This is a genomic window from Glutamicibacter sp. TV12E, from assembly GCF_052441935.1.
Taxonomy (GTDB): Bacteria; Actinomycetota; Actinomycetes; order Actinomycetales; family Micrococcaceae; genus Glutamicibacter.
Genome location: NZ_JBQVVF010000001.1, coordinates 1,041,052 through 1,067,331 on the forward strand (window position 1 = coordinate 1,041,052; position 26,280 = coordinate 1,067,331).

Annotated in this window: 22 protein-coding genes, 1 tRNA gene and 1 pseudogene; 12 read left to right on the forward strand and 12 right to left on the reverse strand. The window is 62.7% G+C overall.

The genetic code is table 11. From position 1 onward, the window contains the following. Positions 1-249: a hypothetical protein gene (locus tag ACT7DV_RS04785; protein WP_444661122.1), complete on the forward strand. Its 249-nt coding sequence runs from the start codon at positions 1-3 to the stop codon at positions 247-249. After that, complete coding sequence (locus ACT7DV_RS04790) at positions 246-1,226, forward strand: cyclase family protein (protein ID WP_444661123.1); 981 nt, start codon at positions 246-248, stop codon at positions 1,224-1,226. Before ACT7DV_RS04785 ends, ACT7DV_RS04790 begins: the two co-directional genes overlap by 4 nt. 66 nt (positions 1,227-1,292) lie before the next feature. Here ACT7DV_RS04790 and ACT7DV_RS04795 read toward each other — a convergent pair whose 3' ends face one another. After that, entirely contained in the window at positions 1,293-2,963 is a 1,671-nt protein-coding gene (locus tag ACT7DV_RS04795; protein WP_444661124.1) for a flavin monoamine oxidase family protein, read from the reverse strand. Positions 2,964-2,979: 16 nt separating this feature from the next. Continuing rightward, positions 2,980-4,464 (reverse strand): amino acid permease, encoded by a 1,485-nt coding sequence (locus tag ACT7DV_RS04800; RefSeq protein ID WP_444661125.1) that lies wholly within the window; start codon positions 4,462-4,464, stop codon positions 2,980-2,982. A 114-nt stretch (positions 4,465-4,578) separates the two neighbouring features. On the opposite strand from ACT7DV_RS04800, the gene ACT7DV_RS04805 reads away from it, so the two are divergent. Beyond that, positions 4,579-6,171: a PucR family transcriptional regulator ligand-binding domain-containing protein gene (locus ACT7DV_RS04805; RefSeq protein WP_444661126.1), complete on the forward strand. Its 1,593-nt coding sequence runs from the start codon at positions 4,579-4,581 to the stop codon at positions 6,169-6,171. 78 nt (positions 6,172-6,249) lie between these two features. Beyond that, on the forward strand, positions 6,250-7,710 hold the full coding sequence (locus ACT7DV_RS04810) for an HNH endonuclease (RefSeq protein WP_444661127.1): 1,461 nt from the start codon (positions 6,250-6,252) through the stop codon (positions 7,708-7,710). A 67-nt stretch (positions 7,711-7,777) separates the two neighbouring features. On the opposite strand, the gene ACT7DV_RS04815 is transcribed toward ACT7DV_RS04810, so the two are convergent. Together ACT7DV_RS04815 and ACT7DV_RS04820 are read right to left on the reverse strand one after the other, a co-directional pair. Beyond that, positions 7,778-8,575: a carbon-nitrogen hydrolase family protein gene (locus ACT7DV_RS04815; RefSeq protein WP_444661128.1), complete on the reverse strand. Its 798-nt coding sequence runs from the start codon at positions 8,573-8,575 to the stop codon at positions 7,778-7,780. A gap of 152 nt (positions 8,576-8,727) precedes the next feature. Next, on the reverse strand, positions 8,728-11,565 hold the full coding sequence (locus ACT7DV_RS04820) for an FAD-binding and (Fe-S)-binding domain-containing protein (protein ID WP_444661129.1): 2,838 nt from the start codon (positions 11,563-11,565) through the stop codon (positions 8,728-8,730). Between the two features lie 130 nt (positions 11,566-11,695). On the opposite strand from ACT7DV_RS04820, the gene ACT7DV_RS04825 reads away from it, so the two are divergent. Further along, positions 11,696-12,367, forward strand: coding sequence for a GntR family transcriptional regulator (locus ACT7DV_RS04825; protein ID WP_444661130.1), 672 nt, complete (start codon positions 11,696-11,698; stop codon positions 12,365-12,367). On the opposite strand, the gene ACT7DV_RS04830 is transcribed toward ACT7DV_RS04825, so the two are convergent. The 7 genes from ACT7DV_RS04830 to ACT7DV_RS04860 form a co-directional block, all read right to left on the reverse strand. Then, a complete protein-coding gene (locus tag ACT7DV_RS04830) occupies positions 12,332-13,735 on the reverse strand; it encodes a dihydrolipoyl dehydrogenase family protein (RefSeq protein ID WP_444661131.1) in 1,404 nt (467 codons plus the stop codon). The two genes, ACT7DV_RS04825 and ACT7DV_RS04830, sit on opposite strands and share 36 nt — an antisense overlap. Positions 13,736-13,769: 34 nt before the next feature. Further along, positions 13,770-14,207, reverse strand: a complete 438-nt coding sequence (locus ACT7DV_RS04835) for a VOC family protein (protein WP_444661132.1) — start codon at positions 14,205-14,207, stop codon at positions 13,770-13,772. 9 nt (positions 14,208-14,216) lie between these two features. Then, a complete protein-coding gene (locus ACT7DV_RS04840; protein ID WP_444661133.1) occupies positions 14,217-14,630 on the reverse strand; it encodes a DUF779 domain-containing protein in 414 nt (137 codons plus the stop codon). An 82-nt stretch (positions 14,631-14,712) separates the two neighbouring features. After that, positions 14,713-16,236: an aldehyde dehydrogenase gene (gene adh / locus ACT7DV_RS04845; protein ID WP_444661134.1), complete on the reverse strand. Its 1,524-nt coding sequence runs from the start codon at positions 16,234-16,236 to the stop codon at positions 14,713-14,715. A gap of 108 nt (positions 16,237-16,344) precedes the next feature. Continuing rightward, on the reverse strand, positions 16,345-17,565 hold the full coding sequence (locus ACT7DV_RS04850; RefSeq protein ID WP_444661135.1) for a GAF domain-containing protein: 1,221 nt from the start codon (positions 17,563-17,565) through the stop codon (positions 16,345-16,347). 93 nt (positions 17,566-17,658) lie between these two features. Further along, positions 17,659-19,437, reverse strand: coding sequence for an alpha/beta fold hydrolase (locus tag ACT7DV_RS04855; protein WP_444661136.1), 1,779 nt, complete (start codon positions 19,435-19,437; stop codon positions 17,659-17,661). Continuing rightward, on the reverse strand, positions 19,437-20,036 hold the full coding sequence (locus ACT7DV_RS04860) for a TetR/AcrR family transcriptional regulator (protein WP_444661137.1): 600 nt from the start codon (positions 20,034-20,036) through the stop codon (positions 19,437-19,439). Before ACT7DV_RS04860 ends, ACT7DV_RS04855 begins: the two co-directional genes overlap by 1 nt. 203 nt (positions 20,037-20,239) lie before the next feature. Here ACT7DV_RS04860 and ACT7DV_RS04865 point away from each other — a divergent pair, with 203 nt between their 5' ends. The 6 genes and pseudogenes from ACT7DV_RS04865 to ACT7DV_RS04890 form a co-directional block, all read left to right on the forward strand. Continuing rightward, positions 20,240-20,578, forward strand: coding sequence for an ArsR/SmtB family transcription factor (locus ACT7DV_RS04865; protein WP_060703242.1), 339 nt, complete (start codon positions 20,240-20,242; stop codon positions 20,576-20,578). A gap of 11 nt (positions 20,579-20,589) precedes the next feature. Next, entirely contained in the window at positions 20,590-21,561 is a 972-nt protein-coding gene (locus tag ACT7DV_RS04870; RefSeq protein WP_444661138.1) for an SRPBCC family protein, read from the forward strand. Positions 21,562-21,620: 59 nt separating this feature from the next. Further along, on the forward strand, positions 21,621-22,322 hold the full coding sequence (locus tag ACT7DV_RS04875) for a class I SAM-dependent methyltransferase (RefSeq protein WP_444661139.1): 702 nt from the start codon (positions 21,621-21,623) through the stop codon (positions 22,320-22,322). 283 nt (positions 22,323-22,605) lie between these two features. Next, positions 22,606-24,210 carry an ABC-F family ATP-binding cassette domain-containing protein gene (locus ACT7DV_RS04880; RefSeq protein WP_444661140.1) on the forward strand — a complete coding sequence of 535 codons (1,605 nt, stop codon included), beginning with the start codon at positions 22,606-22,608 and terminating at the stop codon, positions 24,208-24,210. Positions 24,211-24,285: 75 nt separating this feature from the next. Further along, a complete protein-coding gene (locus ACT7DV_RS04885; RefSeq protein WP_444661141.1) occupies positions 24,286-24,537 on the forward strand; it encodes a hypothetical protein in 252 nt (83 codons plus the stop codon). A gap of 11 nt (positions 24,538-24,548) precedes the next feature. Beyond that, positions 24,549-25,148: pseudogene (locus tag ACT7DV_RS04890) on the forward strand (dienelactone hydrolase family protein); the annotation flags it as partial. Between the two features lie 222 nt (positions 25,149-25,370). Here the strand turns inward: ACT7DV_RS04890 and ACT7DV_RS04895 are convergent. Beyond that, a tRNA-Lys gene (locus tag ACT7DV_RS04895) sits at positions 25,371-25,443 on the reverse strand. Between the two features lie 160 nt (positions 25,444-25,603). Between ACT7DV_RS04895 and ACT7DV_RS04900 the strand changes: the two genes are divergently transcribed. Next, a complete protein-coding gene (locus tag ACT7DV_RS04900; RefSeq protein WP_444661142.1) occupies positions 25,604-26,269 on the forward strand; it encodes a hypothetical protein in 666 nt (221 codons plus the stop codon). Positions 26,270-26,280 lie beyond the last annotated feature (11 nt).

Here is a 26,280-nt window from a genome sequence, read left to right on the forward strand (position 1 = left end):
ATGTACCAATTAATACTTCGTAAAACCTTCGTCGCCTCGCTGGCCCTGGCTCTCTGCGGCGGAATGGTGTTTGTGCTGCTGCAACTAGCCGGGATTATCCTCGGCAACGCACCGCTGCTGACCGGGCCCAATGCGGTATTCAAGACGGTCCTGTGCATCTGCGCATCCATCGCCTCGATCGCCGCCTACCTGCTGCTCCACGTGGGCTCCACCCCGGTGAAATATGCACAGGAGAACGCCCCCAAATGAGCGAGAAGAAAAAATACCCGACTCGTGCCGAGCTCAAGCAGCGTCCGGGCCAGCTTGCCGGCACCTCTTGGGGCCTGTTCAGTTCTCCCTCTGCCGGCGCTCCAGATAAGATTGATGCGGCAAAACGCGTCCAGGCGGCCGCGTCGGTGCGCCTGGGCGAATGCTTCGGTCTGGATTATCCGATCGATGCCTTTTCGCCGGGGATGTCCAAAACCCGTGGCGCGCCAGAGCACCATATTTTTGGCAATCATCCGGCCCATCGCGACGACTATCTGGATGGCTTCTACCTGCAGGGCTCGTCGCAGATCGATGGGCTTCGCCACCGCCGTTCGGACGAGGTCGGCTTCTACAACGGCGTGCCCGACGAAAAGATCGTCCCGGGAACCACCGAGCTGGGAATCCAGTACTGGTCGGATCAGCCCATCGTGACCCGTGGCCTTCTGGTGGACCTCGACGGGTTTGCCAAGGCCCGGGGGCGGCAGCTGGATCACGCAAACGGGGAGCAGATCCCGCATTCCCTGCTGCTCGAAGCCCTGGACCACCAGGGAATCACGGCAGAAGAAGGCGATGCGCTGATGGTCCACACCGGCTGGAGCCAGTGGTTCCTGGCGCTGTCCCCCGAAGAGAAATCCAGGCAGCGCGACTGCGTCAAGGCTACCGGGCTGGTGCAGTCCGAACAGCTGCTGGATTGGGCCTGGGATTCGGGGCTGAGCATCCTGGCGGCAGATAACTTTGCCGTCGAATGCCTGCCGCCGGCCGCCAACTCCCCGTTCCTCGCCTCGGCTCCGAATGACCGCGGAATGATGCACCAGGAATTCCTGGCGAAGCTCGGCCTTCCGCTCGGAGAGCTGTGGCGCCTAGGCCCGCTGGCACGGCGAATGAGCCAGCTGCGCCGCTGGGAGTGCCTGCTGACGATCAAGCCATTAAACGTTGTGGGAGGCACCGGCTCGCCGGCCAACGCCACCGCGGTACTTTAATCCCCAAAGTCCCGCTGGGCCGCCGAGGCAGCCCAGCGGGACTTGGTTTTCCGGGGATGTCTTTAACTACAGCGCCTTGGGACCAATCTCGGCCAGGAACTGGCCCGGGCCGGGATTGGCGGCCGCGTCTTCGCCGCCCAGGTGCCTGACCACGCCCCACAGCGCATTCAGGCCCGTGGTCACCGCGCCTTCAGCCCAGCCGGCAGTCCACGACACGTCGTCGCCGGCCAGGAAGATGCCGCGGTGCGCAGCATCCATGCCCTGCTGGTCGAAGTGGGTGTACAGGCGCTGCTGGTAGCGGTAGTGACCGGGCAGGTTGGCCTTGAAAGCGCCCATGAAGTTCGGATCGGACTCCCAGGACACGGTGATCGGCTGGCCCACGATGTGGCTGCGGATATCCACGCCCGGATAGATCTTCTCCAGCGAATGCAGCATCAGCTCCATCCGGCGCTCGGCCGACAAGGACAGCCACTTCAGCGCATCGTCGTTCCAGGTGTAGGAGAGCAGGATGACCGCCGGCTGGTCCTCGCCGTTATCCAGCAGGTAGGTGGCGCGGTTCAGCCGGTCGGTGAGCGTCATGGACATGACGTATTCTCCGGTCACCGGGTCGCGATCCTTCCAGAACGGGCGATCCACCATCACGAAGGTCTTCGAGGACTGCATGTAGTGGCTGCGCTCGATCGCGGTCCACAGTTCTGCGCCGAACAGCTCCTCGTCGGTGTCGATCCCGGTGGACAGCAGCCAGGACTGCACCGTGGAGACCACGGCGCCAAATTCCGCGGTACGGCCAAAGCGCTCGGTGACCTCAATGGTGTTCGCGCCGTTGAAGCCCGGGTTGCCGGTGCGGTAGACCTTGGCCACCGCGCCGCGCGGGGCGCCTCCGTGCAGCGAGGACAGGCTGGTCCCCGCCGGCCAATGCGCCATCTTTTCCGGCGCGTGGTTCCACAGGGCCTCGGGCAGCTTGGCCGCTCCCCCGGAGATGCCGCGGTGGTAGTCGTCGGCGTCGGTGTAGACCACGCGCAGGATCTCCAGGATCGAGTTGGGGAAGTCGGTGTCCCAGCCGCCGGAGCCGAAGCCCACCTGGCCAAAGGCCTCGCGGTGCTCGAATCCGGCCTGCTTGAAGGCCTCGGAGTTCGCGATGAACCCGTAGAAGCTTTCCTCGTCGAACTCCTGGAGCATCGAGTCCCAGAGTTCCTTGATCACCTTGGCATCGCGGTCGCGGATGGCCTGCTGCATCTGCTCGAAGTGGGCGTCCTCGCGCAGCGCCTGCTTCCACGCGTCGGCCACTTCCTGGTAGAAGACCGGCAGGTCGGCCGGGTCCTCCACGTAGATCTTCTGCCCCTTGAGCTCGATCACCGTGGAGTCGGTGGGCTCGGCCAGCGGGTTCGGGAAATCGTAGGTGTCCAGGCCCAGCAGCTCGATGTAGTGGTACAGTGCCTTGCTGGAGACCGGGAAGCGCATGCCGCCCAGGTCGCAGGTGATCTGCGGGGCCGCGGCGAAGCTTGCGGTGCGCAGCCGCCCGCCGATCTGGTCGGCCTCGTACACCACCGGCTTCAGGCCCAGCTTCATCAGCTCGTAGGCGGTGACCAGGCCGGAAAGCCCTGCGCCGATCACTGCCACCTCGGTGCCGTAGAGCGACTCGGGCACCGAGCCCAGGCCGGCGTCATTGGCCAGGTAGAGGTCGTAGCTGAACGGGAAGTCCGGGTTGAGCATGGTGATGGGATTGGTGCTGTTCATGAAAAATCCTGTGTTCCTACTTGCTGTTCAAAAGATGGCTGTCGATATATTCCTGCTTGCTCAGCTTCCCGAGCACCGAGCGGCGGCGTCCATAGGCCAGGTACAAGATGATGCCCACGGCCATCCAGGCGCCGAAGACCAGCCAGGTGTGCCAGCCCAGCTGGCTCATCAGGAACAGGCAGGCGGCCACGCCGAGGATCGGGGTGATCGGGTAGAGGGGCACCTTGAAGGTGCGCGGTGCCAGCGGCTGCTTGCGGCGCAGGTACATCACCGAGACGCCCACCAGCGCGAAGGCGAACAGGGTGCCGATGCTCGTCGCGTCGGCCAGCGCGCCCAGCGGGATGAACCCGGCGGTGATCGCCACCAGGATGCCGGTGATCAGGGTGCCGATCACCGGGGTTCCGGTGCGCCGCGAGATCTTGCCGAAGGCCGCCGGCACCAGCCCGTCGCGGGACATGGACAGCAGGATGCGGGTCTGCCCGTAGAGCACGGTCAGCACCACCGAGGCGATGGCCAGCACCGAGGCCAGCGCGAAGACCAGCACCAGCCATGGCTGTCCGGTCAGCTCGCCGACGATCTGCACCAGCGCCGCTTCGGTGCCCTCGAACCAGGTCCACTCGCGGGCGCCGATCGCGGAGACCGCCACCAAAACGTAGGTGATGGTCACGATCAGCATCGAGAGCATGATCGCGCGCGGCAAATCGCGCTTGGGGTTCTTGGCCTCTTCGCCGGCCGTGGAGGCGGCGTCAAAACCGATATAGGAGAAGAACACGCTGGAGGCCGCCGCGGTCACGCCGGCAGCGCCCATCGGCAGCAGCGGCTCGAAGTTGCCGGCGTTGAAGGCGCTGAAGGCGACGATCGAGAAGAAGACGAGGATGCCGGCCTTGATGACCACCACCACGGTATTCACAATGGCCGATTCGCGGGCGCCGCGCACCAGCAGCAGGGTGGCCAGCACCACGACGATCAGCGCCGGCAGGTTCACCACCCCGCCTTCGGCCGGCCCGCCGGCCAAGGAGGCGGGCAGCTGCATATTAAAGGCCCGCAGGGTTTCGTTGACGTATTCGCCGGCGCCCACCGCCACCGCGGCCACCGAGACCGCGTATTCGAGCACCAGGCACCAGCCGCAGATCCAGGCGATCCCTTCGCCCATGGTCGCGTAGGAATAGGAGTAGCTGGAGCCGGCCACCGGCACCATGCCGGCCATTTCCGCGTAGGACACGGCCGAGAGCAGCGCGGTCACGCCAGCGATCACGAAGGAGATCCAGATGGCCGGGCCGGCGATCGGCACGGTCGCGCCCAGGATCACCAGAATGCCGGTTCCCATGGTGGCGCCGACGCTGATCATGGTCAGCTGCCACATGCCCAGGGTGCGGCGCAGCGCACCGCCCGATGAGCTGGATTCCGCGTCGCCGATCATCTGCTGGATCGGCTTGCGGCGCCGCAGCTGCGGGCCAAGGCCAGTGGCTTGTTTCGGCCTGGCGCCAGTGGTGCTGTTCATCTCGGGTCCTCGCTGCAATGTGGATTGTGCTGCACTGTGGTTTTTCTTCCGCCTTCAAGCCTAGATCTGTGATCCGGCTCTCAAGCTGTAAGTTTTGAACTAAAATAGTTTCTCATGGGACATTCCGCACCACAGCAATCAGCGTCCGACGCGACGGCTCCCGGCATCACGCTGCGCCGCTTCCTGCGCCAGCTGCCCCCGGAAATTTCCCTGGTCCACGACGCCGGCGATCGGCCCTTGCGCTGGGTCGAGGCCAGCGACATGGACGATCCCACCGACTACCTGCTCGACGAGGAAATGATCCTCACCAGCGGCTACCCGCTGCTCGGCCACGATCAGGACCCCGAGCAGGTCCGGCAATTCATCGCCCGGCTCGCGCAGGCCAAGGTCAGCGCCATGGGCTTCGGCCTCGAGCCCTACTTCACCACCATCCCGCCCACCGTGCTCGACGCCTGCCGCGAACATGACCTGCCACTGCTGGAAATTCCGCCCAGCGTCCCCTTCGCCGCCATCGGCATCGCCTTCGCGCAACTGGTCGAGGCCGACAATGCCGCCCAGCTGCGCGGCAGCGCCGAAGCCAACCGCGCCCTCATGCGCTGCCTGGCCCACCCTGATCCCGAAGCCCAGCTGGCCGCCGTCCTCTCCCAGCGGCTCAAGGCCAGCGTCCGCCTGCTCGGATCCGAGGGAAAGGTCCGCCATGAGGCCTCCACCGCCGAAACCGCCAACCTCGGCGACCGGCTCAAATCCGAGCTTTTCGAACAGGCCGCCAGCGGCTCCAGCAACCAGCAATTTGCCATGCACCGCTCAGATTCACAGGTTGACCTGGCTTTTCCGATCCGTGCCACGCTAGCCTCGTCCGGCCGCGCGCCACTGCTGGGCGTGCTATGCATCGGCTTCGCGCGCACCCCTTCAGCCTTTGACCACAACCTGATCACCACCGCGCTGGGCCTGCTCGACGTGCTCGCGCGCGAACGCGCTGCCAGCTCCCCCGCCTCAACCCAGCTGGCCACCGCACTGCTTCTGCGTTCGCGCGCCACCCTCGAAGCTTCGGACCTCGCCCTGCTGGCTGCAAGCCTTGGCGGCGGCACCACGCAGCCCATCCGCGTTGCAGTCATTTCGCCGCTGGACGACTCCGCCGAACAACCGCTTGCACTGCACCTCACCCACCTCCAGTCGCTCCTGGACACCCGCCTGGCAATGCAGCAGGACGACCACTTCATTGCGCTCACCCGGGCCAAGCCGACCCAGGCCATATTCGATCGACTCAAAACTTCCGGGTACGTCGCCGCCTTCAGCACCCCCGAACCAGCTGACCTCCAACTCGGCGAAAAACTCGGCGATCTGCAAGCCCAGGCCACCGGACTACTCCCCCGCATCCGCGAAAAGCGCCAGAGCCTCGATGCCCGATCCATTCCGCGCTCTTTCCTTTCCCTCCTGCCGCCGCAGGCAGGCAAGCAACTCGCCGAAGAGGCTCTCGCGCCAATCCTTGAACTGCCCGATGCCCGTCGCGACCTCTATCTGGAGGTGCTTCAAGGCTGGCTGGAGGCCAACGGATCGTGGGACCAAACATCAAAGAACATCGACCTGCATCGCAATTCTGTGCGCCGCCACATCGCTACCATCGGCGAGGTTCTCGACAAAGACCTGAACCGGGCAGACGTGCGCCAGGAGCTCTACCTCGCACTGAACTTCCTCGCCAGGAGCTAGGCAGAACCAGCCTGGCTCTGGTTAAAGTTTTCCACATTACTCGAAGACATGTTCGAGATTACGAAGTATAATTAGAATATGTCCGAAGCAAAGGCGCACGGAGATAGCCTGCCCCCAGCGGTAGGGCCGGAGGAGTTCGAAAACCACTGGCTCGCACTGCAGAAAGAACTGGCGTGGATGCAAGACCACGGCGGTAAAGCGGACTGCGTCCGTGGCATTGAGGTGCTCGAAGCCCTCATAGCTTCTGCCCGATTCCAGCAAGCCTGTCTTTCCTATCAACTGGAGAAAGAGTTTGTTCGCGATCATGAAGAACGCGGAGTCAACTTGGATGATCAGACCCGCGGCGCAGCCGGCAGCGTGGCCATCGCCCGCAAACAATCCCCAACTGGATTCCGCAACTACCTAGTCAACTGCCGCATCTTGCTAGAAGACGCACCTAATATTGCCGCCGCTTTTTCCAGGGGTGAACTTACCGAACCCCAAGTCTTGGCAATCCTCAACGAGCTGCAGACCGTCAAAGCGCAACGCCGTACAGAATTTGATGGGATCTACGGCCAGAATCCAGACATGTTCGAGTCCATGGGACGGAACCAGATCAAGGACACCGTTCGGAAATTCACGCTCTCCTACAATTCCGATCCGGTCTCCAAGGAGCATAAAACCATCGAAGAGCGCCGATTCGCTCGCATGGAGGTCGATGAAGCGTCCGGCAGCGTGAAGCTAACTGCGCAGTTCCCGCTGCTTCCCGGCATGGGACTTAGAAACTATCTCTACAAGGAGTCCCGCAAGCTCAAGAAGAAGGGCGACAAGCGCACTCTCGAACAGATCAGGGCAGATATCCTCTTTAGCTACATGATGATCGGCGAGCCTTCAAAGATGCCAATCAATTTGCAGGTTGGCGTCATCATGACTGATCGAGCCCTGTTCCAGGGCGAACGGGAACCCGCATACCTTGATGGCTACGGATACATCCCCGCACAGGATGTGCGTGAATGGATCGGCGGACACCAAATCGAGAACGAACTGACCTTTGAAGAGATGGAAGCAAGGCTTACTCGGGAACACATCGAGCAGATCGAAGTGCTGACTGAACTTTCCAGGATCTACACGGCACCCGGAGATCAGGATTTGATAAGCATGGATTCCAAAGCCCGGATCTTCCCGGAGAAGCTCAAAAAATTCATCAGCATTCGAGACCGGCATTGCCGCACACCTTTTTGCGACGGACTCGTCGAAGAAGCAGACCACGTGAAGCAGTACGCAAAGGGTGGAAAGACCAGCGTGCATAATTGCTGCGGCCGCTGCAAGGTCTGCAACAAAACGAAAGAGGCCCGCGGCTGGTTTGAATTTACCCTCTTGAAGGACCAGCACACCATGCTCATCAATCCGGTATCCGGGATGTCATATCGGTCCACAGCTCCGCCAGCCACCGGATACATTCACAAGCCTTTCCCGCAGTTGATGACCGATTCAAAATGGTTCAACGACTTCAAGGAAAAACTGAGCCAGCGCGATGCCCCGGAAGCCACTGCGGCATAACCGCAATTCCAAAACTCAAGGTGTTTCCACACGGCGCTTCGCCGTGTGGAAACACCCTAGAAGTTGATCATTCCGCAGATTGCCATTGATCGTAAAGGTCCCGTCGAGCCTGCGAAAGATACGGAACTTCAGCTCTGATCTGCGCCAAAGAACTCACGTCAATCTCGGCTGCAAGAAGTTCTGCACCAGATCCTGCTTGGGCCAAGACGGCACCGTCAGCACCGGCGATGACGCTAGTTCCCGCCAAGTCGAATCCAGCTTCAGAACCGCAGTGGTTCGCATAGGCAATGAAAAGCTGGCTTTCCATTGCACGAGTCGGAACCAAACGAGTGCATACCTGCTCATAACCGCGCCCCATGGCCGTCGGGACGAGCAATAGTTGCACCGAACGACGAGCGGCCTCACGGACAACCTCAGGAAATTCCACATCGAAGCAGATCACCATGCCCAACGTCATTCCCTTGTAATCGAATGATGCAGGAGGGTTGCTGCCCGCGATGAAAACTTCATGTTCTTCAGCTCCAAAGAGCTGGACCTTCTGATAATGAGCACGCTTCACTCCGCGATCATCAAGGAAAGTTGAAGTGATCAGCCAGCCATCATCAGTGATTTCGGGAAGGGAGTAAACCAGTGCTATCGAATGCTTCGCCGCAATGTGCGACAGCCGCTCATGCGCGGAGGGCAACAGGGAAACATCCAGCGAATCACGCAGGACGTAAGGCGCATAGCCCACGACAAAAAGTTCGGAGGTGAGCAAGATTTTTGCGCCATCTCCAGCGGCACGCTCCGCAGCTTGATCGATGGCATCGAGATTGCGCTCAATCCCCAAGACCTCTGCTTCGCCCTGCATAACAGCGATGCGCATGTGGCTCCCTCCGAGCATCATTGATGACTAAGATTAACCCTATTTCGAACACATCATCACTCGAATAGGGTGTTTGGCACCGAACCAGAGCTGATGAGTACTTTTCGCACCAATGAGCACGCCTCCCGGAAACACCTCCCTGGACGGCGCCATCACAACTGCTTAGTGGCAGCTTCAGCGAGAAGCTCGACCACGTGGCGGTATTCCTTTCCGGTTGCCCTCGTCATTCCCAATTCACAGGTGCGGTTGCACGAAGCATGGGCCGCGGCATCAAGATCGCGAACCTCGGCTGCTTCGCGCGCGGTTGCCGAATCGGTCAGCTCAGGATGCAGCATGCCGCGATCCCCGGCGAAAGCACAGCAGCCCCAATTCATCGGGGTATTCACCGTCTGCGCCACGGCCTCAGCAATTTTCTGCAAGTCCGAGTTGAGGCCCATCTGGGTCGACGAACAGGTCGGGTGCAGGGTCAGAGAGGAAATCTTCTCGATCCGAGGCAGCTTCTCCAGCAGGTGCTTCGAGGTGAACGCCAACAAGTCGATCACCTCGTAACCATGCGCCTCAAGGGTGTGTGCAAAGCCTTCTGTGCAACTGGACGCGTCCGAAATCACCGGCAGGTTCTTGCCAGGCATAGCCGCGCGAACTTCTTCGAGCACCCGAGTGGCCATTGTTTCATGCCCATCGGCATAGCCCTTGGAAGTCCATGGGGTGCCACAGCACATGGATTCGATGCCCGGCGGAACAAATACCGAGACACCCGCGGCATGCAACAACTTGGTGAAGGCCGAAGCCACACCTTCGCCCTCGCCGGCCGGTCCGAACATCGAGTTCACACAGGCCGGGAGGTAGACGGCCAGCGGTTCGGAGCCAGCAGTACCCAGATTGCCCGCCAGTGGCTTGCGGGCCTTGCCGCCGCCAGGAAGTTCCGCATCGTAGCGTGGCATAAAGTCGGTGCTCACGACCTTGCGGGCCGCATCGGTGATGCCTCCCACCAGAGTGGCCGGGAATTTATCGGCAATGCTGAGCGCTATCGAGCCGGCCCGGGTAGCAGGGCCCCAGCCCTTAGCAGCGGCTTTGAATCCGGCGGCCAGCACCGGGTGCGCGTCTTCGCGGCGCAGGCGCTTGACCAGCAGGCCGGTGTTAATGCCGACCGGGCAGGCGGTAACGCACATTCCGTCCACGGCACAGGTCTGCACGCCGTTGTATTCGTAATCGCGCTCCAGCTCGGCGGCCAATTCGGCGTTGCCCTCAGCCTCGGCCTTGGCGATGGCGCGACGCACCACGATGCGCTGGCGCGGGGTGAGAGTCAGGTCCTTGGAAGGGCAGACCGGCTCGCAATAACCGCATTCCACGCAGTGGTCAGCCTCAACTTCAATGGTTTCATTGAGCTTGATGTTGCGGATGTGCGCTGCGTGGTCCTCGTCGATGATCACGCCCGGGTTCATCATCAGGCGCGGGTCGCAGGCGGCTTTGAGTTCCAGGTGCACGTCGTAGAGTTCGTCGCCGTACTGCGCACGGACAAATGGCGCCATGGCGCGGCCGGTTCCGTGCTCGGCCTTGAGGTTGCCGCCCTTGGAGAGGATCAGCTCGACCATTTTCTCGTTGAAGGCGTTGTAGCGGTTCAGTGCCGCATCGCCCTCGAATCGGTCGGTGAGCATGAAGTGGATATTGCCGTCCTTGGCGTGCCCGAAGATCACCGAGTCCTCGTAGCCGTACTCGGTGAACAGTTCCTGCAGGCTGCCACAGGTTTCGGCCAGGGATTGAACGGGGACGACCACATCTTCGAGCAGGGCGGTGGTCCCGGAAACACGGGCACCGGCCACCGAGGCGTAGAGCCCCTTGCGGAATTTCCAGGCTGCCTGGCGGTTCTTGGCGTCCTGGGAGAGCAGCGCCGGGGCGCGCAGCGCAGCCGAATCCAGCAGGCGCTGGCCGGCGTTTTGCAGTCCAGCCAATTCCTCGGCAGCGTCGGCATGGTATTCAATGAGCAGCGCGGCCTGTTGATCCACGTCAAAACCCATAATGGCATCGGGGACACCGGGCACCCCTTGGCCCACGCGCAGCGAGGTGGAGTCCATGAGTTCCAGGGTGGCGGCACCGGAATCCAGCAGTTCGGGCAGTGCACGGGTGGCCAGATCGAGGTTATCGAAGACTGCCAGGGTGGCGACCGCCAGTTTGCGGATGGGCACGGTGCGGAACACTGCCTCGGCGACAAAAGCCAAGGTGCCTTCGGAACCGATGATCAGATGGGCCATCAGCTCGGCCGGGGTGCCATAGTCCAGGAAGGCGTTCAGCCCATAGCCCATGGTGTTTTTCAGGGCGAAGTGCTTCTGGATCTTGGCTACCGAGGCCGGGTTGGTGCGCACGCGGTCCAGCAGCTTGTCCAGGGTGGCGACCAGCTGTGGCTCGGCGGCGGCCAGCTGGCGGTCGGCGTCGGGATCGGCGGTATTGATCATGGTGCCCGAGGGCAGCACGAAGGTCATCGATTCCAGGGTGCGGTAGGTGTTGAATTCGGTGCCGCAGGCCATGCCCGAGGAGTTGTTGGCGATCACTCCGCCGATGGTGCAGGCGGCCTCGCTGGCGGGATCCGGGCCGAGCTTGGTGCCGTAGACTGCCAGGCGCGCGTTGACCTGGCGCACGGTGGCGCCGGGCTGGACGCGCACGCGTGCCCCATTATCGAGCACCTGGATCTCGCGGAAGTTGCGGCGCACATCGATCATCAGGCCGTCGCCGCTGGCTTGGCCGGCCAGCGAGGTGCCGCCCGAGCGCAGGGTGACCGGCTGGTTGTTACTGGCTGCCGCACGCAGCAGGGCCGATACTTCGGCGGCGTCCTTGGCCAGGATCACGGCCTGCGGGGTGTACAGATAGTGCGAGGCATCCGAGGCGTAGGCGACGCGGTCGATGGATCGGGTTTTGACGCGCTCAGGTTCGCTGACGAGGTCGAGAATGCTGGATGAAACCGTAGGTTCACCGAGTGCCGGCGTGCTCAATGCCATGGTGCGCTCCTGTGTGGAAGGCAAGCAAAACCTGCCCAAGAAGGAAATTGTCTAACAAGTACACATGCCATCGTAGTACGATTCATGGGATACTTGCATAGTTATTTTCTGCCGGCGCGAAAGGATCCCAGTGGCGGCCCGTTTAGGAGTGGTTTCGGTGGTCCAGGCGATCATCGCCTCGCTGCGCACCCGGATCTTCAGCGGCGAGCTGGCTCCCGGCACGCCCTTGGGCGAAGTGGATGTGGCCGCGCACTATGAGGTCGCCCGGCCCACGGCCAAGGCCGCACTGGAAAATCTGGTGGCCAGCGGCCTGCTGACCCGCAATGCGCACCAGAGCGCCCGGGTTACGCGCCTTTCCTCGGCCGACGCCCGCGATATCTACCGCACCCGCGCGATCATCGAGGCCGAAGCGGTGCGCCTGCTGGCCAGCACCTCCCGGGTTCCGGAAGCCGCCCGCGAGGCCAACGCGGAAATCACCGCGCTCTCGGAGGCTTCGCCGATCCAGATCGTCGATCCCGACGTGCGATTCCACAGCGCGCTGGTCCAAGCCTTGGGGTCTTCTCGCACCAGTGCCATCTATGGCCAGCTCAGCGACGAGATCCGACTGTGCATGACCCAGGTCCAGGACGCGACACTGCTGAACACCTGCGACATCGCTGACGAGCACGCCCGCCTGCTGGAGAGGATCGCCGCCGGCGACCAGCAAGGCGCCGCAGAGCTCTTGGCCCGGCATCTGGAAAATGCCAGCAACCGGCTCGCCGCGCATCTAGATAGCCTGGCGGCAGGTTTCCAGCAGGCGTAGCCAAATTTCGCTGATGGTCGGGTAGGCCGGAACCGCATGCCACAGCCGATCCAGCGGGATTTCACCGACGATCGCGATGGTGGCCGCATGAAGCAGCTCGGCCACATCTTGGCCAACAAACGTCGCCCCGATCACCACCTGGCGCTCCTTGTCGATCACCAGCTGGGCGCGCCCGGAATAGCCATCGGCATGCAGGCTCGCACCGGCGACCTGGCCCAGGTCATAGGCCACCGTTTGCACGGGGATTCCAGCGTCCTTGGCCTGGGATTCGGTCAGCCCCACGGCAGCCACCTCTGGATCGGTGAAGATGACCCGCGGAACGGCGTGGTGATCGGCCGTGGCGGCATGCGCACCCCACGGCTTGGCTGACAGCGGGGTGCCGTTCAGCCGGGCTGCGATCGCCGCCCCGGCAATGCGCGCCTGGTACTTGCCCTGGTGGGTCAGCAGTGCCCGGCCGTTCACATCGCCCACGGCGTAAAGCCAATCGGTGCCGGCAACGAGCATGGTGTCATCAACGGCGAGCTTGGCATCCAGCCCGACGGCCTCCAGCCCCAGCTCAAGGGTGGCAGGGGTGCGCCCGGCCGCCACCACCAGTTCGCTGGCGCGCAGCGATGATCCATCGTCCAGGGCGATAGCGACCATGCCATGCTGGTCGCGGTCAACGCGAGTGGGGGTGGCCCCGAAGCGCACCTGGACTCCCGCGTCCTTGAGCCCGGCGGCGGCATATTCACCGGCAAATGGTTCTTCGCGGCCCAGCAACGGACCGCGCGAGATCATCGTGACGGCGGATCCCAGGGAAGCGAAGGCGAAGGCCATCTCGGTGCCGGCCACCCCTCCGCCGAGGATGGCCAGGGATTCGGGAACATGGTCCGCCGCGGTGATTTCGCGCGTTCCCCAGGGCCGGGCTTCGGCCAGCCCCGGAATGTCCGGGAGCTTGGGGATCGATCCGGTGGCCAGCGCCACGGCGCGGGCGGTGAGAATCCGGTCGCCGACCTGCACCTTGCCGACCCCCAGCAGCCGGCCGCGGCCACGGATCAGCTCGATCCCGGCGGACTTCAGCCATTGGGCCTGCCCGTCGTCTTTCCATCCGCTGGTGAATTGCGTGCGCCTTGCCAGCACCGCGCTGGCATCAAGTTTTCCGGTGGCCGCTTCGCTGGCGCCGGGCAGCCGCTGGGCCGCGCGCAGCGCATGTCCGCTGCGCAGCAGCGCCTTGGAGGGCATGCACGCCCAGTAGGAGCATTCCCCTCCCACCAGTTCGGACTCGACGATGGCCACGCGCGCCCCCTCGCGGGTCGCATAGTCGGCCACATTTTCACCCACCGGTCCAGCGCCGATGACAATCAGGTCGTAGTTCTCTTGCTCGCTCATGCTCTAGCCTTTCGAAGCTTGAGGCCCAATAGGATCAGCTGGCCTCGTGGCTCCCGGGCTCATAGCCGATCAGCCAGTGCAGCCCATAGCGGTCGCGCACCTGCCCGTCGCTCGCGCCCCAGAGCTTCACCGAGAGCGGGTCGATGACTTCGCCTCCGGCGCTGAGCTGGTCGAACCACCGGTGCAGCACCTCGGGTTCCGCGGTGCCCAGCAGCGAGAGCATCATCCCCTCGGCGCGAAACGGCCGATCCGCCGCGGAGGCATCGGATCCGGCCAAGCAGACCACGCCATTCAGCTCGCCATGGGCGATGGCCTGCGGGTCGCCATGGGCGATGGCCTGCGGGTCGCCATCGGTGCGGTTGAATTCCGCAAGGGTGTACAGCGCGAGCTCGCCACCGAATATGCCGGCGTAGAAGTCCAGCGCTTCGCGGGCGGTGCCCGGGAAATGGATATAGACCTTGGGACCTTGCATCAATCGCTCCTAATTGGCTGGAAATTCTATGATCTGGCTGCGGATCAAGAAGCGCTTGCCTTCCGGAGCCTCTACCGAGAACCCGGAACCGCGCCCGGCCACCACGTCAACGGTCAGCTTGGTGTGCTTCCAATACTCGAACTGCTCCTTGGACATCCAGAATTCGATCTCGCCCAGTGATTGGCCCTGCCCATCATCCAGGGGAAGCAGGCCGAGCAGGATATCCGAGCCGCCGGTGCGGAATTCGCCGGCCGGATAGCACATGGGAGAGGAGCCGTCGCAGCAGCCACCGGATTGGTGGAACATCAGCGGGCCATGGATCCCCCAGAGCTTGCGCAGCAGTTCCAAGGCCTCGGGGGTGAAAGCCACCCGGGAGAAGCTTTCCCCGTCGATGCCCGCCCTGGTTTCTCTCGCGGTACTCATGATTCGCTCCTGCGTGAAGTTGTTGTTGCCAGTGTCCTCCATTTGATCAATGCAGTCCACGGTGCTGGGGCGGTGTCCGGCCTTAGAAGAAGCCGAGCTTGTCCTCCGAGTAGGAGACGAGCAGGTTCTTGGTCTGCTGGTAGTGGTCGAGCATCATCAGGTGATTCTCGCGCCCGATGCCCGAGGACTTGTACCCGCCGAAGGCCGAGTGCGCCGGGTAGGCGTGGTACTGGTTGACCCAGACGCGTCCGGCCTGGATGGCCCGGCCGGCACGGTAGGCCACGTTGCCGTTGCGGCTCCACACACCCGAGCCCAGCCCGTACAGGGTGTCGTTGGCGATGGAGATGGCATCGTCGTAGTCCTTGAACTTGGTCACCGCGACCACCGGGCCGAAGATCTCCTCCTGGAAGATGCGCATGTCATTGGTGCCCTCGAAAATGGTCGGCTGCACATAGTAGCCTCCGGAGAGCTCCCCGCCCAGATCCGCGCGCCCGCCGCCGAGCAGCACCTTGGCACCTTCAGCCTTGCCGATCTGAATGTAGGAGAGGATCTTCTCTAGCTGGTCATTGGAGGCTTGGGCGCCCATCATGGTGTCGGTATCCAGCGGGTGGCCCTGCTTGATGGCCTTGGTGCGAGCCACCACATCCCCCATGAAGCGGTCGTAGATGCTCTCCTGAATCAGCGCGCGCGAGGGGCAGGTGCAGACCTCGCCCTGGTTCAGCGCGAACAGGGTGAACCCTTCCTGGGCCTTGTCATAGAAGGCGTCATCCTTGGCGGCGATGTCCTCAAAGAAGATGTTCGGGGACTTGCCACCCAGCTCCAGGGTCACCGGGATCAGGTTCTCCGAGGCATACTGCATGATCAGCCGGCCGGTAGTGGTCTCGCCGGTGAAGGCGATCTTGCGGATGCGCTTGTTGGATGCCAGCGGCTTGCCCGCTTCCACGCCGAAGCCGTTGACCACGTTCAGCACGCCGGCGGGCAGCAGATCGCCGATCAGTTCCATGAGAACCAGGATCGAGACCGGGGTCTGCTCGGCCGGCTTGAGCACGATCGCGTTGCCGCCAGCCAGCGCCGGGGCGAGCTTCCACACGGCCATGAGCAGCGGGAAGTTCCACGGGATGATCTGCCCGACCACGCCCAGCGGCTCATGGTAGTGGTAGGCGGTGGTGTCATCGTCCAGCTGGGAGAGGCTGCCCTCCTGGGCGCGGATGGCGCCTGCGAAGTAGCGGAAGTGGTCCACCGCCAGCGGGAGGTCGGCATTCAGGCATTCGCGGATGGCCTTGCCGTTGTCCCAGGTTTCAGCCACGGAAAGCATTTCGAGGTTTTCCTCGATGCGGTCGGCGATCTTGTTCAGGATCACGGCGCGCTGCGCAGGACTGGTCTTGCCCCAGGCGCCGGCCGCAGCATGGGCCGCGTCCAGGGCGATCTCGATGTCCTCGGCGGTGGAGCGGGCCACCTCGCAGAAGACCTTGCCGGTCACCGGGGTGACGTTCTCGAAGTACATGCCCTTGGACGGGGCGACCCATTGCCCGCCAATGTAGTTCTCGTAGCGCGGCTTGAAATCGACCAGCGCGCCGTCGGTATTCGGGTTTGCGTAAATGCTCATGGTGACTCCTTTGTCAGTGGCTGATGCCGCGGATTCGGCCCCGCAGCCTCTTGAGTGAGACTGTAGTCACAGCTACGTTGCACTCAGGTTGCAATGCAGTCCGGCCCCCTAGGCTTCGAGCCCCTGGATCTCGGCAACGATCAGCGAGCGCGCTGGAGAGCTGGCGGGAAGCTCGCGCAAGGCGGCGCGCAGCAGGTTGGAATCGGCGAGCTGGCGTCCGAGATTCAGCAGTTGCTGGGCGCTGCCCCGGTCCATCACCAGTTCGCGCAGCGCGGCCTCTGCGCGGTAGCGCAAGGCGAGGATGCCCGGTGCTTGCGATCGCTCGAGCATTCCCGGGGAATACAGCTGCAGGGCAGTTTCGATATCGCCGCTTTCCAGCGCGCTCCACAGGCGCCCGATGGTCGTTTGGAGTTCCCATTGCAACCGGTATGGGCGCGAGGTCAGCGATCGGCCCGGGGATGAAGCCAGGACCTTGCGCAGCCGGACCATTTCGGCACGGACCGTGCCTTCAGCAGCGGCATCTGGCCGCTCGAAAAGCTCATCAACCAGCTGGGCGCTGGATAAGCCATCACGATGCTGGGCCAAAAGCGCCAGAATCTCCGCGTGGCGCAGGGAGACGGGGCAGGAGCCGAGGTGCGCGCCGTCCGGGCGGCCCAGGTCCAGGTAATCGGGATCGGCCACCACCCCGGCCCCGGGAAGCAGCAGCTGGGTTTCTGCCGCCATGACGGCCGCCTGCAAAAGCGGCAGCGAGTGCGTTGCGATGGCTTCCGGTCCACCGGTCAGGTCGATGGCGCCAATCACCTGTCCGGTGCGCGGATCCCGGATGGGCACAGCCGAACAACTGTACTGCTGGGCCTGCTCATACAGATGCTCCGCCCCCGAAACCTGCGATCCGGAACCAGTGGCCAATGCCATGCCGGGCGCGGAGGTGCCCACGGACTGTTCCGCCCAGTCGGCACCGGCCGTGAAGCCCACATGCTCGGCTTGGCTCATCGTGCCATTGCTTCCAGCCACCCACAGCAAGGTTCCCCCGGCATCCGCGAGGGCGACCAGAAGATTGGCATCGGTCGCGGCCGGCACCAGCAGTTTCTCGAACACGGGCCAGATCCGCTGCAGCTCGCTGCGCTCACGCGCAAGGCGCAGCCTGTCATTGCTCAAAACCGGCGGGCCCTGGACTGAGCCAGCTTGGGCCAGCGACCGCCTCCAGGATTCACGCACGTCATTGCGCAATGGAAGGTCGCTGATTCCAGCTTCCTTCGAGGAAAGCAGCTCGCGGGCCTTTTGCGCGTGCAGATTTGCGTTGGACCAGTCGATGGCTGACGCGCCCATGCTCCCCCTTCGCTTCGCTGGAAAGATGGTTCTGTGCGGTTCCCACCAGACTAGGCGAAGGGCCGGAACTTGAGAAGAGCACAGTTCCAGCTGCTACTTCAAAAGGTCGATCAGGGCATCCTCGTGGGTGAGCTGCAGGTGGTGCCCAGCGGAGGGAAGGGCATGCAGTTCCACCTCGGGCTTAGACCCCAGGTGCTCGATTGCCGAGGGCAGCAACGGGTCTTCGGTTCCCCAGATAATGCTCAGCGGCCCGTCATAGCGATCGAGCGCCTCCCGCAATTCTCCGCGCCATCGCCCGGAACTTGCCAGAGCCAGGTGCGCAGCTGCCGCTGCGGCGGAGCTTCGCTTCAGATCGCTGGCGCTGGAGGCCAAGGCCGTGGAGCTCGCTGCACTTCCGGTCAATTGGCGGGAAAGCCGTGCCGCGCTGGCATGGCGCAAATAGCTTCGAACCAGCGGCTGGAACTTCGCCGCCCTCCCTGCGGGCCCTTGCAAGAAGAACGGCGCGACCAAGGTCAAGGAGCGGATCCTGCCTGGGTGCTGATCGGCGGCGAGCACTGCAGCGGCTGCTCCGATGGAGTGCCCGATCAGGTCCACCGGCCCACCTTGCAGAAGGGCGGCGAGCCAGCGGTCCCAATCCGCGATGCCGTTCCCGCCACTGAGTCCAAGGCCTGGCAGGTCAACGGCCCTTCCTCCAATTCCTTGGGCAACGCCGGCCCAGGTATCGGCATTCACCGGAAGTCCAGGGAGGATCAGCTTGCGTGCCTCGCGGTCGCCCAGTTCAAAGGTTCTCACTCCCCCGACATCGACAAAGCGGCGTGCATCAGCTGGTGCGGCTCCGAATCGGTGGGCGGCCAGATAGTCGGCCCAGCGCTCTAGCGAGAGGCCAATATCAGGCATCTGGAGTCCATGCCGGTTGGCGAATTCGATCGCGGGCCCGGTCGGATAGCGATCCGCGGACATGAAATGGAGCGTTTCCGGATCGGCCTTGGTAATCCATGAAGGAAGCGCCTTGATAAGCCCCACGGGCAAGCGCAGCTTGGGAACTTTCGCGCCAAGATGGCGGCCAGTGCTGGCCAGCAGTTGCCCCAGTGGCGCGGTGGCGTCATCCAGCAGCCAATAGGATGCGCCAATTGCTTCCGGAGCAATAGCCACGGCCTCCATGAACGCGGCCATGTAGTCGACCGTGAGCACCGGCAGGAAAGTCGAGTCGCCTGCAGGCAGGGCAGCGGTTTTCCCTTCCCAGAGTTGTTCAATGGTGCTGGCCAGCCCAATGTGCTGATCTGTTTCCCCGGTAATGCTGTGGCCGATGACGCTCGCCGGATTGACGATGCTCCAAGGAATTCCGCGGTCGTTGCCCAGAGCCTGGAATACCGCGTCGGACTCCACCTTGGAGGCTTCGTACGCGCCAAGTGTCCGGTAGAGCCGATCGCGATAATCTTGCGGCCAAGGAATGAGCGAGGGGTCCTGCCCGCCGACTCGATATCCTGAAATATGAACGATGCGTTGCAGTTCAGGCAGCGCTGCGGCAAAATCCATCAGCTTCTCGACGATGCCGACGTTGGCGCTGCGGGCTTCTTGCGCGCTCATGCCGAATCGGTAGGTTCCGGCGCAATTGTGGATTTCGGTGATGTCTGCGAACGCTGCTGGTCCGCCGGCCAGGATTTCGGGGGCGCCGAAGTCAACGATCGCCGTCTTGATCCCTGGTGCCGCGCCGTGCAGGTCCAGCCATTTTTTGAGCCTTGCTGCAGATTCAGGACTCCGGACAGCTGCTGTCACCTGCGCTCCGGCTTCCAGCAGGGCAAGGATGAGGTGCCGTCCGATAAGCCCCGAGGCTCCGAAGACCAGTGCCCGGCGAGAATCCGTGCCGTGCATCAGTTCTGTGTCCCTTCGCCCTGGCGGCGCAGGCCGATGAGCTCTCCTACGACGTCCGCCGCAGCCAGCAGCGGCTGCGTGTTCTTCATCGCCCGGGAAAGGATGGCCGCCCCTTCGATGGTCGAGACAATCACCGTTGCCAGGGACTTTGCCTGGGCGCGATCCACGCCGTCTGCTTCGAGCAGGGCGGCGGTCGGAGCGATCCATGATTCGAAAGCTGTGGCGCAGGCCTGCCGCAGGCGTTCACTTGAATCCCCCATTTCCAAGGTCACCACCGAGACCGGGCAGCCTAAGCGGAAGCCGCTGTCGCTGATGATGGCGGCCAGCGCTTGGATGGCGAGCTTGGCCGCTTCGCCAGCACCGCCTGCGCTCTGGGCAGCCTGGATAATCATGGCCTCGAATTGCTTGGCGGCCAGTGCTACCGCGGCAACCCCCAGCTCCTCCTTCCCATCGGGAAAGTGGAAATATACCGATCCCTTTGGTGCTGAGGCGTGCTCGCTCACGGCGTTGAGGCCGGTGCCGCTGTAGCCGCTGGTCTGGATAAGTTCAAGCATGGACTGCGCGAGCCGTGCCTTGGTGAGGTCCCCTTTGGAAGTCATGGAGTTAAAAATAGACCAGTCTATATATTTTGGCAATCCGGTCTCGCGAGCAACCTGTGCGGCGCAATAGCCCTGGATCGCTACCCAATGGGAGATAAGTCTTCCATTTCTCGCTAAAAATATAGGTGATAAGTAGACTACTGGCAATCAATTTTGATCCGCCTCTTTACTCGCGTCGCGCCATGGGGGTAATATACAACCAAATGGTTGTATATGAGTTGAGCGAAGAACAGACAAACAAGGTCTTCCGCGCCTTGGCCGATGCCACACGACGAGATATCGTGCGGCGGACCCTTCATGCCGAGGTGAGCGTTTCGGAACTTGCCGCAAGCTACGACATGTCTTTTGCGGCCGTTCAGAAGCACGTCGCAGCACTGGAAGCCGCTGGCCTGGTCATAAAAATCGCACGTGGCCGCGAACGCATAGTTCGCGGGCAGCCGGACACCATCCGGCACGCACAAGAACTACTCTCTTCCCTCGAAGACATCTGGCGCCAGCGCATCAGCCGGCTCGATGATTTCCTCGCCGACGAGGACACATAAGGAGCATTCCCATGCCTGTCACATCCGTAGTCAAAGATCCCGAAGCACTCTCGCTCACCGTCCACGCCGAATTCCCGGTCAAGGTTTCCCGGCTCTGGGACGCCTACCTGGACGCCCGGCAGATCGAGAAGTTCTGGGGACCGGTCGAATACCCGGCAACGTTCACCCGCCACGACGCAACGCCCGGCGGCCGTTCCAACTACCACATGACCTCGCCCGAAGGCGAAGAGTTCCACGGTTATTGGCTCTGGCACGAAGTCGTCGAGCACAAATTCTTCGAAGTCAGCGACGGCTTTGCACATGCCGACGGCACCCCGAACTCCGATTTGCCGGTCAACCGCATGGTTTTTTCCTTCGACCCGACCGCTGAAGGATCAAAACTGACCATTACCGCCGCCTTCGATTCCGCCGAGGAACTGGAACAGGTCGTGGAAATGGGCATGATCGATGGCACCCGTTCGGCCATGAGCCAGATAGAACAGGTCCTGATGGACTTGCGCAACTATGCCCAGAATTTCGGAACCGATACGCAGATCCTGTCGGACACGCAGGTGCGCATCACCCGCCTGGTTCGCGGGACGGTCGAGCAAGTCTGGCGGGCCCACCATGACGAGCAGCTCATGAAGCGCTGGATGCTCGGCCCTGACGGATGGCAGATGACCGAATGCGTGACGGCGCAAGAGGCCGGGGAAACCTACCGATACTGGTGGGAACCGCTCTCGGCCGATGCCGGCTCGGGCTTTGGATTCACCGGAACCGTGCTTGAAACGCTGCCCCGCTCCTACGAACGGACCACGGAGCAAATGATCGACACCCAGTACCCGGCCACGGTGAACGAGCTGACGCTGACGCCAAATCAGGGCGGCACCCTGCTGACCGTCCTCATCACCTACCCGGACGCGCAAACCCGCGACATGGTGCTCGCCACCGGAATGACCGACGGAATGGAGGCCAGCTACGCCCGGCTCGAATCGATCCTCTAGTTGGCGATTCGCCCCACATCCGGCGCCGAGGCGCGCGCAAATATGAAACACTTGGAAGCATGAGTTCTCACAACGCGCGCGCAGGCCTGGACAAGAAGGCCGATCAGGTTCAGGACATGTTCGACAAGCTGGCTCCACGCTACGACTTGCTCAATACCTTGATGACCGGCGGCATTGTGAACTACTGGCGCAAGATCACCACCGAGGCCATCGCGCCGAAGCCCGGCGAGCGCATCCTCGACCTGGCCGCCGGCACCGGAACCTCCTCGGTCCCGCTGGCCGAGGCCGGAGCGAAGGTGACCGCGTGCGACATGTCCAACGGCATGCTCGCCGAGGGGCGCAAGCGCTACCCGCAGTTGGACTTCGTCTACGGCGACGCCCACGACCTGCCCTTCGAAGACGACACCTTTGATGCGGTCACCATATCCTATGGGCTGCGCAATATCGACGACACCGAAAAGGCGCTGTCCGAAATGCGCCGTGTGACCAAGCCTGGCGGGCGCATCGTCGTCGCCGAGTTCTCCACCCCGACGGTGGCCCCGATCAAGGTGGCCTACCAGCAGTTCCTGCCGCGCGTCATCCCGGCGCTGGGCTACCTGGTATCGCCAAACCCGACCGCGTACGCCTACCTGGCCGAATCCATCGCGGCGTGGCCGAACCAGGAAGACCTGGGCACCAAATTCCTCAACGTCGGCTGGAAGAATGTGGAATACCGCAATCTGACCGGCGGCATTGTCGCTGTGCACCGCGCCTGGAAGTAGTTCTTCCGCAGCTTTGGCTTTTCGGCCCGCATCCACCGATGGATGCGGGCCGAATGCCGTTAAGCGCCCGCCGGGGGTTACGAGCCGAAATCCTTCCTGCTACACTCGATGGCATGGATACCTACTAAGCCAGCCAATGACCACGCGCCGATTCTGACCGGTGCACCTTGTTCATTTCGGCTACCGGCTTCGGTATCCATTTCTTTTCGGCTCCCGTTGAACGTTGAGCCAGCTTTTTGATTCCGCCAGTCGGCAGCCTCTTCACCAAACGTGGGAGGAATATATGTCTTTGACACCACCAATCACCCTGAAAAACCTCAGTTTCGCCTGGCCCTCGGGGGAACGCGCCTTGGCCTATGTGGACGGCACATTTCCCTCCGGCCGGACCGGGTTGATCGGCGCCAATGGCAGCGGCAAATCGACGTTGCTGAAATTGATCGCCGGGCAGTTGCAGCCCACCAGCGGAACCGCAGAAGCCAACGCGCCACTGGGCTATCTTCCGCAAACCCTCGCTTTGGAGCAGGACACCACCGTCGCGCAGCTGCTCGGGATTCATCGAGTCCTGGCCGCCATCGAAGCCATCGAATCGGGCAGTGTCGATCCGGCAGATTTCGATGCGGTCGGCGCGAACTGGAATGTGGAAGCCCGGGCTCGGGCTGAGCTGGCTCCGCTGGGCTTTGGCGGCCTGGACCTGGGCCGCGAGATAGCCACCTTATCGGGCGGGGAAACAATGCTGCTGGCTGTGCTCGGCCTGCGCTTGGCGGACTCGCCCATCACGCTGCTCGACGAACCCACAAATAACCTCGATCGGCCAACCCGTGAGCTGCTCTACGATATGGTGCGCTCGTGGAAGGGCACCTTGGTCGTGGTGAGCCACGATATCGAGCTGCTCGAGCTCATGGAGCATACGGTGGAGCTGCACGACGGGGAGCTCAGTGTTTTCGGCGGCCCCTTCAGCGCCTACCGCGAGCAACTCGAAACCGAGCAGCAGGCGGCGCAGCAGGCAGCCAGAACCGCCCAGGCATCCTTGAAGGTGGAAAAACGCCAGCGGGTCGAAGCGGAAACGAAGCTGGCGCGTGCCAAGCGCCAGGGACGGGCCGTCCAGCTTTCCGGCGGAATGCCCAAGATCCTGGCCAACCACCTTCGCCAGAAATCCGAGGCCAACGCGGGAAAGATGCGCTCCAACCTGGATGGCAAGGTCGATTCCGCCCAAGCCAGGCTCGATGATGCCGATCAGCGCGTGCGGCAGGTCGAGCACATCAACATCGAGTTGGCCGATCCGCTGCTGCCCTCGGGCAAGCAAGTGGCGATGCTGGGTTCGGCCGATCGCCAGTTCATCATCCAGGGAGCAGAACGAGTAGGCCTTGTCGGCCCCAACGGCTCGGGGAAAACCACGCTGCTCAAGGCGATGCTCGCAGGAGTTGATACCGGACCCTCACTGGGCGGAAAGCTCTTCCTGGACCGGGTTGGATATCTGCCCCAGCGCTTGGACGGCTTGGACGAGGAGTTGAGCGCCATGGACAATGTGGCCGCTGTGGCGCCCAAGGCAACCGCGAATCACGTGCGCAACATGCTGGCCCGGTTGCTGTTGCGCGGCTCCAGCGCCGACCGGCCGTTGGCGGTGCTTTCCGGAGGCGAGCGCTTCCGGGTATATCTGGCGACGCTGCTGCTGGCAGAACCCGCCGCGCAGCTGCTAATCCTCGACGAGCCCACGAATAATCTGGATATGGACAGCGTGCGCCAGCTCGGCGAAGCGCTGGGCGCCTACAAGGGTGCGTTGCTGGTAGTCAGCCACGATCAGCATTTCTTGTCGCAGCTGGATCTGGACTACTTGCTGGAGGTGGGCCCGCACGGGAGCTTGGTGAAGTCCTACCCGAATCCGGCGTGATTCCCCCACGGCGGTGTGCTGTCGGTCTAGACTTGTTCAAAGCACACCGCCGAGGACCCCGAAAGCAAGTTGACCATGTCCTATCCCCAGCGCACCGTCGAAGTCATCAATACCGGCCTCGTGATCGATCAGTCCGCAACCCTGCTCTGGCAGGACATCAAACGTGCCTTCATCTATGAAACCGGCTCCGGCCAGGATGCCCTCACCTGCGCTGAATTCATGCTGGTTGAGGGCTACAGCGTGGAAATAAACAGCCAAATGCCCGGCTGGGATGCAGCTCTTGAGCATCTGCCCCAGCGCATCAGCAATCTCGTCGACGAACGCTAGAGACCCCTAGGAGTACTGCCATGGCAACCATTGTCTTGTTCCACCACGTCCAAGGGCTTACCCCCGGAGTCCAGGCAATGGCAGCGGAATTGCGTGCCGCAGGGCATGCGGTTCACACGCTTGATCTTTTTGCGGGCAAGCTGCCCAAGGATCTTGAGGCTGGCATCCGCATGGCCAACAAGCTCAGCGAAGACAAGATCCAGGAACGCGTTGACAAGCTGTTCAGCAAATTGCCCGAAGAGCTGGTGTACATCGGCACTTCGTGGGGCGCAGCGCTGGCCCAGCAGTGCGCGCAGCAGCGTCCCGGAGCGGTAGCTGCCGTGCTTCTGGAATCCTTCGTTGGCCTCGACGCTGAATGGAGCTTCGGCCCATGGCCGGAAAATGTTCCGGTGCAGATCCATGGCATGGACGAGGATCCATTCTTCGCCAAGGAAGGCGATCTGGAAGCCGCGCAGGACTTTGCGCAAGGCGAGGGCCGGGAGCTGGCCCAGCTGTTCACCTACCCCGGAAACAAGCACCTGTTCACCGATAGCTCGTTGCGATCCCACGACTCCGAGGCTCGCGCCTTGGTCATGGAGCGCATGATCAAGTTCCTGGAGCCCTACGCCTGAGTGCTGGGGACGCCGTAGTTCCTGAAAATGAGGCTGGGACGCCAATGGCGAATCAGCGGCTCCAAAGTTGAGCGCTGATCCAGGCTCTTATATCCGGGGCGTTCAAAAAGCACCAAAGCATCCGTTGTTCGCCCATATGGCTGGGCGGCCTGCCCAGCCCCGCAGTTAAGACGAAAATAGGATCCAACTTGCAGGGGCAAGCTGGATCCTATTTCATTTTTGTGCGCCCTGCGGGGATCGAACCCGCGACCAATGGATTAAAAGTCCAGTGCTCTACCAGCTGAGCTAAAGGCGCACGGCACAAGGCCAAAATCCATACTACCCGATGGAACCGCATGAGTATTAATCGGCGGTTTCCGCCGGTGCACTGGCGATGAAACTGGCTGAATCGCGGGCGATATGAGGCGCAACACCCGTTAACGAAGCACCAAGGTTCAGCGAGTATTCTTGAGCCCATGAAAGGTGCACGCGCAGGATCCAAAGTTGCCCAGGATGCCGGATACCGCCATCACAAACCACGCCCATTCGCGCCAGAGGAATTCGAGCCCTACGAAGGCGGGGCCGATCCGGCGCGCGTTTCGGAAGCCGCCCACCTTTCAGCCCAGGCCTTTGTGCGCCGGGGCATCGAGAATAATGATCCGGACGTTTCCCACCGGCTGATCGCGGTGGCAGAAGACGAGGGCCTGGAAGTCCTGGCTGAGCTGTGGAGCGAGGCACCGGCCCATTCGCTGCCCGGTGCCCTGTGGAGGCTGTACGCGGTACGCGCGGCGACCATGGGCAAGCCCGAAGTGCACTCGGCCCGCTTCCAAGCCGGTGCCCACCGCGCGCAGGTGGAACGCATCGTCGCAGGTGTTGCCGAGCCGCCGACGGCTGAAGAGCTGAAGAAGATGACCGGGTCGATTCTTTCCGGCGCTTTTGACGGAGACTTTGCCCACGCGCTGGAACGCACCGCGGCTTACTGCCGGGTGCTGGTCCTGGGCATGACCGAGCACGCAGACGCCGCTGACCTGTCCAATAGCGAACGCGGGACCAAGCTGACCCAGCAAGCCCGAGCCTTGAGCAAGACCGCCGACGACTTGGAAATTTGTGCCCGGCTTTGGCGGCAAGACGCGTTGGACTGAAATACCGGATC

What these genes read in the sequence shown, in the direction of transcription:
- ACT7DV_RS04785 (WP_444661122.1), top strand. Translation starts at nt 1, where the DNA reads ATGTACCAATTAATACTTCGTAAAACCTTCGTCGCCTCGCTGGCCCTG.
- ACT7DV_RS04790 (WP_444661123.1), top strand. Translation starts at nt 246, where the DNA reads ATGAGCGAGAAGAAAAAATACCCGACTCGTGCCGAGCTCAAGCAGCGT.
- ACT7DV_RS04795 (WP_444661124.1), bottom strand. Translation starts at nt 2,963, where the DNA reads ATGAACAGCACCAATCCCATCACCATGCTCAACCCGGACTTCCCGTTC.
- ACT7DV_RS04800 (WP_444661125.1), bottom strand. Translation starts at nt 4,464, where the DNA reads ATGAACAGCACCACTGGCGCCAGGCCGAAACAAGCCACTGGCCTTGGC.
- ACT7DV_RS04805 (WP_444661126.1), top strand. Translation starts at nt 4,579, where the DNA reads ATGGGACATTCCGCACCACAGCAATCAGCGTCCGACGCGACGGCTCCC.
- ACT7DV_RS04810 (WP_444661127.1), top strand. Translation starts at nt 6,250, where the DNA reads ATGTCCGAAGCAAAGGCGCACGGAGATAGCCTGCCCCCAGCGGTAGGG.
- ACT7DV_RS04815 (WP_444661128.1), bottom strand. Translation starts at nt 8,575, where the DNA reads ATGCGCATCGCTGTTATGCAGGGCGAAGCAGAGGTCTTGGGGATTGAG.
- ACT7DV_RS04820 (WP_444661129.1), bottom strand. Translation starts at nt 11,565, where the DNA reads ATGGCATTGAGCACGCCGGCACTCGGTGAACCTACGGTTTCATCCAGC.
- ACT7DV_RS04830 (WP_444661131.1), bottom strand. Translation starts at nt 13,735, where the DNA reads ATGAGCGAGCAAGAGAACTACGACCTGATTGTCATCGGCGCTGGACCG.
- ACT7DV_RS04835 (WP_444661132.1), bottom strand. Translation starts at nt 14,207, where the DNA reads ATGCAAGGTCCCAAGGTCTATATCCATTTCCCGGGCACCGCCCGCGAA.
- ACT7DV_RS04840 (WP_444661133.1), bottom strand. Translation starts at nt 14,630, where the DNA reads ATGAGTACCGCGAGAGAAACCAGGGCGGGCATCGACGGGGAAAGCTTC.
- adh (WP_444661134.1), bottom strand. Translation starts at nt 16,236, where the DNA reads ATGAGCATTTACGCAAACCCGAATACCGACGGCGCGCTGGTCGATTTC.
- ACT7DV_RS04850 (WP_444661135.1), bottom strand. Translation starts at nt 17,565, where the DNA reads ATGGGCGCGTCAGCCATCGACTGGTCCAACGCAAATCTGCACGCGCAA.
- ACT7DV_RS04855 (WP_444661136.1), bottom strand. Translation starts at nt 19,437, where the DNA reads ATGCACGGCACGGATTCTCGCCGGGCACTGGTCTTCGGAGCCTCGGGG.
- ACT7DV_RS04860 (WP_444661137.1), bottom strand. Translation starts at nt 20,036, where the DNA reads ATGACTTCCAAAGGGGACCTCACCAAGGCACGGCTCGCGCAGTCCATG.
- ACT7DV_RS04865 (WP_060703242.1), top strand. Translation starts at nt 20,240, where the DNA reads ATGGTTGTATATGAGTTGAGCGAAGAACAGACAAACAAGGTCTTCCGC.
- ACT7DV_RS04870 (WP_444661138.1), top strand. Translation starts at nt 20,590, where the DNA reads ATGCCTGTCACATCCGTAGTCAAAGATCCCGAAGCACTCTCGCTCACC.
- ACT7DV_RS04875 (WP_444661139.1), top strand. Translation starts at nt 21,621, where the DNA reads ATGAGTTCTCACAACGCGCGCGCAGGCCTGGACAAGAAGGCCGATCAG.
- ACT7DV_RS04880 (WP_444661140.1), top strand. Translation starts at nt 22,606, where the DNA reads ATGTCTTTGACACCACCAATCACCCTGAAAAACCTCAGTTTCGCCTGG.
- ACT7DV_RS04885 (WP_444661141.1), top strand. Translation starts at nt 24,286, where the DNA reads ATGTCCTATCCCCAGCGCACCGTCGAAGTCATCAATACCGGCCTCGTG.
- ACT7DV_RS04900 (WP_444661142.1), top strand. Translation starts at nt 25,604, where the DNA reads ATGAAAGGTGCACGCGCAGGATCCAAAGTTGCCCAGGATGCCGGATAC.